Origin of the sequence: Acinetobacter sp. AL9 (genome assembly GCF_041464035.1) — a bacterium.
Taxonomy (GTDB): Bacteria; Pseudomonadota; Gammaproteobacteria; order Pseudomonadales; family Moraxellaceae; genus Acinetobacter; species Acinetobacter towneri.
On the sequence record NZ_JAYFSK010000014.1, the window covers coordinates 52,270 to 61,564 of the forward strand.

Annotated in this window: 7 protein-coding genes and 1 pseudogene; 6 read left to right on the forward strand and 2 right to left on the reverse strand. The window is 43.0% G+C overall.

Annotated features, from left to right (window positions below):
* Nucleotides 1-7 precede the first annotated feature (7 nt).
* Together ACEO2X_RS05280 and ACEO2X_RS05285 are read left to right on the forward strand one after the other, a co-directional pair.
* Complete coding sequence (locus tag ACEO2X_RS05280; RefSeq protein WP_371971162.1) at nucleotides 8-730, forward strand: ABC transporter ATP-binding protein; 723 nt, start codon at nucleotides 8-10, stop codon at nucleotides 728-730.
* 357 nt (nucleotides 731-1,087) lie between these two features.
* Entirely contained in the window at nucleotides 1,088-1,765 is a 678-nt protein-coding gene (locus tag ACEO2X_RS05285) for a TetR family transcriptional regulator C-terminal domain-containing protein (RefSeq protein WP_179990747.1), read from the forward strand.
* A gap of 79 nt (nucleotides 1,766-1,844) precedes the next feature.
* Here ACEO2X_RS05285 and ACEO2X_RS05290 read toward each other — a convergent pair whose 3' ends face one another.
* Entirely contained in the window at nucleotides 1,845-2,411 is a 567-nt protein-coding gene (locus tag ACEO2X_RS05290; RefSeq protein WP_136144516.1) for a 5'-methylthioadenosine/S-adenosylhomocysteine nucleosidase, read from the reverse strand.
* 207 nt (nucleotides 2,412-2,618) lie between these two features.
* On the opposite strand from ACEO2X_RS05290, the gene ribF reads away from it, so the two are divergent.
* The 4 genes from ribF to ACEO2X_RS05310 all read left to right on the forward strand — a co-directional run bounded on the left by ribF (nucleotide 2,619) and on the right by ACEO2X_RS05310 (nucleotide 7,540).
* Nucleotides 2,619-3,620, forward strand: a complete 1,002-nt coding sequence (gene ribF / locus ACEO2X_RS05295; protein WP_179996507.1) for a bifunctional riboflavin kinase/FAD synthetase — start codon at nucleotides 2,619-2,621, stop codon at nucleotides 3,618-3,620.
* Between the two features lie 66 nt (nucleotides 3,621-3,686).
* Nucleotides 3,687-6,533 carry an isoleucine--tRNA ligase gene (ileS, locus tag ACEO2X_RS05300; RefSeq protein ID WP_286378794.1) on the forward strand — a complete coding sequence of 949 codons (2,847 nt, stop codon included), beginning with the start codon at nucleotides 3,687-3,689 and terminating at the stop codon, nucleotides 6,531-6,533.
* The gene (lspA, locus tag ACEO2X_RS05305; protein ID WP_004974039.1) at nucleotides 6,526-7,065 is read left to right on the forward strand and encodes a signal peptidase II; all 540 of its coding nucleotides are present in this window, start codon (nucleotides 6,526-6,528) and stop codon (nucleotides 7,063-7,065) included. Before ileS ends, lspA begins: the two co-directional genes overlap by 8 nt.
* Complete coding sequence (locus ACEO2X_RS05310) at nucleotides 7,058-7,540, forward strand: peptidylprolyl isomerase (protein WP_004974037.1); 483 nt, start codon at nucleotides 7,058-7,060, stop codon at nucleotides 7,538-7,540. Before lspA ends, ACEO2X_RS05310 begins: the two co-directional genes overlap by 8 nt.
* A gap of 424 nt (nucleotides 7,541-7,964) precedes the next feature.
* Here the strand turns inward: ACEO2X_RS05310 and ACEO2X_RS05315 are convergent.
* Nucleotides 7,965-9,132 (reverse strand): annotated as a pseudogene (locus tag ACEO2X_RS05315) (PQQ-dependent sugar dehydrogenase).
* Between the last annotated feature and the right edge of the window lie 163 nt (nucleotides 9,133-9,295).

Genomic DNA, 9,295 nt, shown 5'->3' on the forward strand with positions numbered 1-9,295 from the left:
CAATACAATGGGTGCAGAAATTCTCATTGAACAACTGCACAAGTTTTATGGTTCAGTTCAGGTTTTAACCGACTTAAATTTGCATATTCAGCCTGGTGAGTTTCTGGCAATTGTTGGACGCAGTGGCTGTGGTAAAAGTACCTTGCTGCGTCTAATAGCCGATCTTGAACAAGCCAGCTATGGTTCCATTCAATTTAAGTCAGCACGACATATTCGAGAAGGCATTACATCCGATGATATACGGGTCATGTTCCAAGACCCTCGCCTATTGCCTTGGCGTAATATCCAACAGAACGTACAACTGGGTTTGGCCAACGCTCAACATGCAGAAGCCGCCAACTTACTTGAAAAGGTCGGTCTGCAAGCGAAGGCCGATTTATGGCCAAGCCAACTTTCAGGAGGGCAACGTCAACGTGTGGCTTTAGCACGTGCTCTGTCACATCGACCACGCATTTTATTGCTTGATGAACCCTTAGGCGCATTAGATGCCCTGACACGTTTAGAAATGCAGAACCTGATAGAGCAACTTTGGCTCGAACAAGGTTTCACCGCCATTTTAGTCACGCACGATGTCAGTGAAGCCGTACAACTGGCTGATCGGATTATTTTGCTCGATCAGGGACGTATAGCCCAACAGTTTCAGGTGCCACTGGCACGACCACGCCAAAAAAGTGTGCAATTTGCCACATTAGAACAACAGGTCTTAAGTGCAGTATTGGCAACTGAATAATCTTGACGCTAACAATGGGCTAGATTCTCCCATTGTTAGGGCAATACAAATGCTCATCTATTCCTCTTGATTAAGGCACTCGATTCATTCTTTAATTTTTTTAAACAAACCCAAGCTTAAGCACCGTAAAACTTCACTTTTACCATTTATAAATAAAATCAACAAACGCTAATCATTTAGTCAAAAAATACATGAGCAAATATACTCCCCAACCCTAATTGGTTTTTTGACTGATTGCATAGCTAAACTACAGAATAAATTATAAATATTTTAAAAATACATCTTTTAATGATGCACAAGACTGACGATTTGCCGTACAATTAATAATTCCCTTTTTTCATTGTTTTAAAATTACGAATGGAACAAAAAAAGAGTACACAAAAACGCCATCAGCTTCTCAATGCTGCACTCGACGTATTTTCCTTATACGGGTTTAGCGGTGCAAGTTTGGACGAAATCGCACAAATTGCAGAAATGCATAAGTCGAATATTTTCTATTATTATGAAAATAAAGAGGCGCTCTATGTTGAAGTACTGACCACAGTACTACAAAAATGGCTTGCGCCTTTACAAATGCTTGAAGCCGAACTTGAGCCAGAAGAAGCGATTACCAATTATCTGTTACAGAAAATTGAGGTTTCCCGTACTCAACCGAAAGCATCACGTCTATTTGCTTTAGAAGTGATTCAAGGTGCGCCACATATTCAGGAAATTTTAAAAGGCCCTCTGAAAAAACTGGTCAAACGCAAAGCCAAAGTCATTACCATGTGGCAAGAGCAAGGCAAACTGTCTAAGCAGATTGATCCTGAATTGCTTATTTTGAATATTTGGGCGATTACCCAAAACTATGCCGACTTTGCAACACAAATGGAAATGGTGACAGGTAAAACCCTGCGCAACCGCAGCATGTTGCAACGTGTCTTGCAACATACAGTTCACATGATGCTCTACGGTATTATGCCGCGTCAGGACGAAGTGGATGCACCTCAAGCCGCTGTGGTCACTGCCACACCTGAACAAGAATCAGAAGACTAATTGCACAGCACTAACTAAGATACGCACTTTTACTCACGACCCTAGTTATGACTAGGGTCGTGGCGTTTTGGCAACGATATTATTTAAGACCCTGATACAAAGACAATAGTTTTTGCGCACCCAACAACAAGTTTTCTTCCCAGTCTAAATGCGCTGTATCATTGGCACCATCGGTAATATATTTCACCGACAGCATCCGTACCCCTAATTTTTTACAGACTTTGGCAATCGCATAGCCTTCCATGTCAACCAACTGACACGGTACTTTAGGTGTACCCGTTTCAAAGCTATCTCCCGTGCCACAAATGCCACTTGGCAAATGCTCAAAATAGCGTTCCAAATGAATTTCTGCAGGGTGTTCCTGATCCATTGGCGTGACTCCCACCTGAAAACCCAACGGAGAAACATCCATATCGCGCTGCACAAACTGGCACACTTCCACCAAAGCATGCGCATCAAAATGTGAGCTACCAGCCGTGCCTAAATTCAATAAAGTTTTACAACCAGTCTTTTGAATCACTTCAAAGGCTTTAAACGCAGCATTGACCTTACCAATACCACTGTAATGCACCTGAATCCCAGCCTGCTCAAACAAGCCTTTAGACTCACTGGGCAATGCCATAATTAAAGCGAAATCAGAATTCATCACTATTTACTCGTGCAGATCATTGAAACTGAGCACATTAGAAAAGAAAATCTGGTGCGGTGCAAATCCAGTTCACCTTTCGCGCTCAAATAGTCGGATTTTGCCTGATTTTCAGATAATTTTTCAGGTTAAAAACACAACAGCAAGACGAAAGCGCGAGAATATGGCAATATATAGCCCTTACAAATTTTCAACTTTCATCCGATCATGCAGCTGCTCCGCCTGAATGCTTTATCTTCAACCACTGACCTCGCCCAAACTGCCGTGACCATTGGCAATTTTGATGGTGTGCATGTCGGTCATCAGGCGATGATTCAACAGCTCAAAGAAGTTGCTGCGGCGCAACAACTCAAAACCGTGGTGATGCTGTTTGAACCTCAACCATTGGAATTTTTTAAAGGCTACGATGCCCCACCACGCATCAGCTCGTTGCGGGAAAAAGTCGAATATCTGACCGAATTGGGCGTCGACTACATTGCAGTAGCGAAATTTGACAATCATTTCCGCAGTTTAAGTGCCGAAGCCTTTGCAAAACTTTTAAAAAATAGCCTGAATGCCTCGCATTTGGTCTTGGGCGATGACTTCCATTTTGGTAAAAACCGCCAAGGCAATAGCGAATTTTTACGCAACTATGGCTTTCAGGTCACCAATTTAAACACCATTGAACTGAATGGTGAGCGTGTTAGCTCAACTCGTATTCGTCAAACTTTACAAGCAGGTGATTTGGCACTGGCAGCCAAACTGCTTGGACGCCCATATAGCATTACAGGGCGCGTCCAATATGGCGATCAAATTGGTCGCACACTTGATTTTCCAACCATTAATGTACGCTTAAACCGCCATAAACCCTGCTTAAATGGCATTTATGGCGTTGAAGTGGTCTGTGAAACCACCGCTTTAAGCGAAAAAGTCAAACACGATCATCCTCACAAAACGGGTGTTGCAGGCTACAGCCCGAACAGTCTGTTTGGTGCAGGGCATGTAGGTACGCGCCCAGCCATCCAACAAGTACAGCCCGAATGGCGATTAGAAGTACATTTCCCCAATGTTTCTGCTAATCTGTATGGCTTATTAATGCGGGTCACATTTTTAAACTATTTACATGGCGAAAAAAATTACCCTTCGCTTGAAGCACTCAAAGCGGGAATTGATGATGATGTTGAAAAACTTCTTGAATTTCGACAAGATCATCCACATTTCCCTTTTTAATTTACCCTAAATATTTAATGTAAAACGCGTCAGTCCATGGGCTGATTCAACTGGAAGACAACTTGCATGAGCGATAAGCAAACTCCTGAAAATGCAGTGGATTATAAAGCCACGCTAAACCTCCCAGGTACTGAATTTGCAATGAAAGCAAATCTCGCAGTACGTGAAGCGAAATGGTTAGAAGAGTGGTATGCCGACAACATTTATCAGCAGATTCGTGCATCGCGTATTGGCAAGAAAAAATATGTGCTTCACGATGGCCCTCCGTATGCCAATGGTCAAATTCACTTGGGTCACGCGGTCAATAAAGTCCTGAAAGACATTATTATTAAAAGCCGTGTCATGGATGGTTTTGACGCACCCTACGTTCCGGGTTGGGACTGTCACGGTTTACCAATTGAACTTAAAGTAGAAGAAAAAGTGGGTAAGGTGGGTGTAAAAGTCGATGCTTCGACTTTCCGTAAAGCCTGTCGCGAATATGCTTACACCCAAGTCGAATTACAGAAAAAAGACTTCGTGCGTATGGGTGTATTTGGTGATTGGGACAATCCTTACCTCACCATGAACTTCAAGCAAGAAGCCGATATCGTGCGTTCATTGGGTGCAATTGCCAAAGCAGGTCATATTGAACCGGGTCTTAAACCTGTGAACTGGTGTTTGGACTGTGGTTCTGCATTGGCAGAAGCCGAAGTTGAATATGAAGATAAAAAATCCGATGCAATTGATGTCGGTTTTACTGTGGTCGATTTAGCCGATTTATCTGCACGTTTGGATGTGCAAGTGAATGATGCCACTGACATCGTCATTTGGACGACTACACCGTGGACTTTACCTGCGAACCAAGCCGTTGCATTACATGCCGAAATTGAATACCAATTGGTGAAGGCACGTGCCGATGAAAAAGCACCACAAAACTTTATTTTGGCCAAAGAATTGGTACTGTCAGCAACTGAACGCTATGGCTTTAGCAGCTATGAAGTATTGGCTGACTTCACAGGTGACAAACTCGAAAACCTGATCTTACAACATCCACTGATTCAAGCACGCCAAGTACCTGTGATTTTAGGTGAACACGTGACCGCAACAAGCGGTACAGGTGCAGTACATACCGCGCCTGGACATGGTGTGGACGACTATAAAGTTGGCTTACAATACAACCTAAAAGTTGACAATCCTGTCGGTGGCAATGGCGTATATTTACCTACTGCACCAATCTTTGCAGGCGAACACATCTACAAAGCCAATCCACAAATTATTGCGACTTTGGCAGAAAACAATAAGCTGTGGGCACATCACCCAATCAAACACAGCTATCCGCACTGCTGGCGTCATAAAACTCCAATTATTTTCCGCGCTACACCACAATGGTTTATCAGCATGGATGCCAAAGGTTTACGTCAAGGCGCACTGAATGCGATTGAAAATGACATCAGCTTTGTACCTGATTGGGGTAAAAACCGTATCCAAGCGATGATTGAAGGTCGCCCAGACTGGTGTATTTCACGTCAACGTACTTGGGGCGTGCCAATTCCATTCTTTGTACATAAAGACACCAACGAATTGCACCCACGCACACCTGAATTGATCGAAGAAGTTGCGAAACTGATCGAACAAGAAGGGATTGATGGCTGGTACAACCGTGAAGCCAAAGACTTCATTGGCGAGGATGCCGAGCACTACAATGCAGTACGCGACACCTTAGACGTTTGGTTCGACTCAGGTACGACGCATTATGCAGTTCTACGTGAGCGTGAAGAGTTACAAGACCCAGCCGATTTATATCTTGAAGGTTCAGACCAACACCGTGGCTGGTTCCAGTCTTCATTGCTCACCTCAATTGCGATCAATGAACGCGCACCATACAAAGGCTTGTTAACCCACGGCTTTGTAGTGGATGAAAAAGGTCGCAAAATGTCGAAATCGTTGGGTAACATCATTACTCCACAAGACATTATTAAAGACATGGGTGCAGACGGCTTACGCTTCTGGATTGCATCGGCAGATTACCGCTATGAAATGACCGCAGGTAAGGAAATCTTTAGCCGTGCCTCTGACGGTTATCGTCGTATCCGTAATACTTTGCGTTTCTTGTTGGCTAACTTAAATGGTTTCAAACCCGCTACAGATGCTCTGCCTGTAGATCAGTTGATTGCACTGGATCAATACATCCTGCAACGTGCCGCAGAAGTACAGAAAACCATTCAGCAAGCCTATGAAGATATGAACTTCCATATAGTAACCAGTGCGCTGACCAACTTCTGTATTAATGACTTGGGTGGTTTCTACCTCGATATCATCAAAGACCGTCAGTACACCACCAAAGCAGACTCGCAAGCACGTCATTCTGCACAAACAGCTTTGTATCACTTGGTTCAGGCTTTCGTTCGTTGGATGGCACCAATCTTAAGCTTTACGGCACAAGAAGCATGGCCGCTAATTCCTGAGCAATCAGAAAAATACGTGTTCACTGCAGAATGGTATGACATCCCAGTGGCTTCTGAAGCCAACATACTGGCAGAAGCGGAATGGCAAACCCTGATCGCTGTTAAATCTGCCGTCAATAAATTCATTGAAGCTGCACGTACCGCCAAAACAGTCGGTTCCAACTTGTCTGCTAAAGTTGAACTTTGGGCGAATGACGAACTCAAAGCCGTATTGGATAAACTAGGCGATGAGCTACGTTTTGTCCTGATTACCTCACAAGTGGTTGTGAATGGCTTTGATGCTGCACAAGGTGAAGCCTCTGATTTAGATGGCTTGAACGTGAAAGTTTCTGCAGCAGATGGCGAAAAATGTGTACGTTGCTGGCATGTACTCCCTGATGTGAATACACATTCTGCACATCCAGGTTTGTGCTCACGTTGTATTATCAACCTTCCAACAGGTCAAGGCGAAGAGAGAAAATATGCCTAATCCACAACACAAAAAGGGCTTATTCCAGTTCTATCCACATAATTTATGGTGGGTGGGCTTGTCCATTGTCGCGATTATTCTCGACCAATGGACCAAATGGATTGCAGTATCGCATCTGAATTACGCAGATCCAGTGCCTGTATTGCCCTTTTTGAATTGGACTTTACTGCATAACTATGGCGCTGCCTTTAGTTTCTTGTCCGATGCAGGTGGATGGCAACGTTATTTCTTTACCTCACTGGCAGGTTTAGTGTCTGTAATTTTTGTATTTTGGCTAATGCGTATGCCAAAAAATGTCATCGTACTGCCTTTGGCGATTGCCTTGATTTTAGGCGGTGCGATTGGGAATTTAATTGATCGGGTCAGTCTTGGCTACGTGGTCGATTTTATTCACGTATACTACAACAACAGCCACTTCCCTGCCTTTAATATTGCAGACAGTGCCATCACACTTGGCACCATTCTGCTGTTAATTGATACGTTTTTCCTAGAAAAGCACCGAATTGAACGAGCGCAGGCGCAACATGACTGAAATTATTAATCCAAATGATGAAACTCGTATTGAAGATGGCTCAAAAGTCGAATTGCACTTTTCTGTCGCCATTGAAAATGGTGTAGAAATTGACAACACCCGTAGCCGCGCTGAACCTGTAAGTTTGGTCATGGGCGATGGCAGCCTATTACCTGGTTTTGAAAAGTCATTATTTGGTTTACGTGCAGGTGACCGTCGTACCGTGAGTCTTCCACCTGAAGAAGCATTTGGTCCATGGAATCCTGAAAACGTACAAACTTTTGATACGGTTAAATTTGAGCAACATCCAGTTGAAGGACACATGATTGAATTTGAAGATAAAGCCAAACAAAGCCTCTATGGCGTGGTGAAATCTGTCAACGATGATGTGACTGAAGTAGACTTTAACCACCCTTTAGCGGGTAAAAATATTACCTTTGAAGTTGAAATCTTTAGAGTGACCCCAGCAGGACAACAAGGTATTAAGTTGATGTAATCAATTTGCATACTTACTGCATCTTTCTGCTGTTCAAATCTCCCAAGTACAAGAAAATGAATTTGGGAGATTTTTTATTGAATAAGATAATTATTAAATATAATCAAACACTTAAAATTAAATAAATCCAGTTTATTGATCTATATTTTACCGATATATCGTTGTACGTTTTAGCTTACATGCACTGCAGAAAATTGACGCTAGGCAAAGATCAGCTTTCATTTTATATTTAACACATACAGAAATAGGATGTTTCTAAAAGCAAGAATAACAATAATAAATAATATAACGGCAGGACGCTGAAAGGTATAACAGGAGTAATACCTAAACATAAATCTGAAAAAGCCCCGACATGATGTTGGGGCTTTTTTCTATTTGTTTTTTGTCCTACTTTGAAATAAGTTTAGACCTGAAGAAATTTATTTTATGGAGCCACCAATTTAAGCAATCTGGCAGATTGACCATCTTCAATCACCCAAATATTGCCATCCTGTGCTTGAAGACACGCGAATCCGCTGACCCATCTCGATACGCTGTAACTCCCGAACAGGCTGTGCTTGCGTATCCACCACAATAATTGCTTTTGAAGATAAACCACCAAGAATGGCTTTATGCTTCCAGTGTGGAAATACATCTCCCGTATAAAACATCAAACTTGAGGGAGAGATGACAGGCGTCCAATCCAGCACTGGGGCTGTAAATTCAGGACGAGTCGCATGGTCTGGAATTGGCAAACTATTATAATGATCACCGTTCGACACCAACGGATAGCCATAGTTTTCGCCTTTGGCAATCAGATTCAACTCATCACCCCCTTTAGGTCCCATTTCTGCAACCCAAAGCTGCCCTGTAGAATCGAATGCCATGCCTAAAGGGTTGCGATGTCCCAAACTCCAGACTTGCTTGGCAATCTCTCCATGTGTTTGAAATGGATTGTCTAAAGGGGTTGTGCCATCTGCATTTAGACACAAAATTTTGCCTAAATTAGATTTTAAATCCTGAGCAGGTTCAAACTTTTGTCGCTCACCAGAACTTATCCACAATTTGCCATCTGCACCAAACTTTATACGATGCGCATAGTGCCCCTGTCCCGATACTTTCGGCACTTGCTGCCAGATTCTTTGAATTTGGGTGAGTTTTGGCGTGGGTTTGGCATCTAATACAAGCTTGCCCCGAATCACGACTGCACCGTAACCACCCGCACCCGCTTCGGCATAACTTAAATAAATCTGCTGATTCTGTTTAAAGTCAGGATCTAAAATGACGTCACCCAAACCACCTTGTCCGCCATAGGCGACTTCAGGGATAGCTTGAACATCTAAGCTTTGACCTGTTTTTGGATCAAAAAGTTTTAATTTCCCCGCTTTTTCTGTAATTAATAGGCGTCCATCGGGTAATTCTGCCAATGCCCACGGCTCATTAAAATCTGCAATTGGCTGTATTTGATAGCGTTGTAAATTTTGTGCAGAAGTTGATTTTGACTCTAAAGCAGCCGTGTTCTGTTTCGGCTCAACTTGCGCATTACACCCTGTAGTTAAACCCAATACAACTAGAGATATAAATCCATAGTATTGCCGATTTATCTTGAGCATCCTAATTGCTGTTCCTTAAAATGTAGTCAAACATAGTCAAGGACTAATTCGCACTCTGTTAATGTCTTGTTGCCAAGCGTGTAACTAGAGCCTGAGTCGGTCAGTTCCGACTTGTAGCGGTCAGTCCGTTCTTGCAATATACGCTTTACAGTTTTGTAAGGCG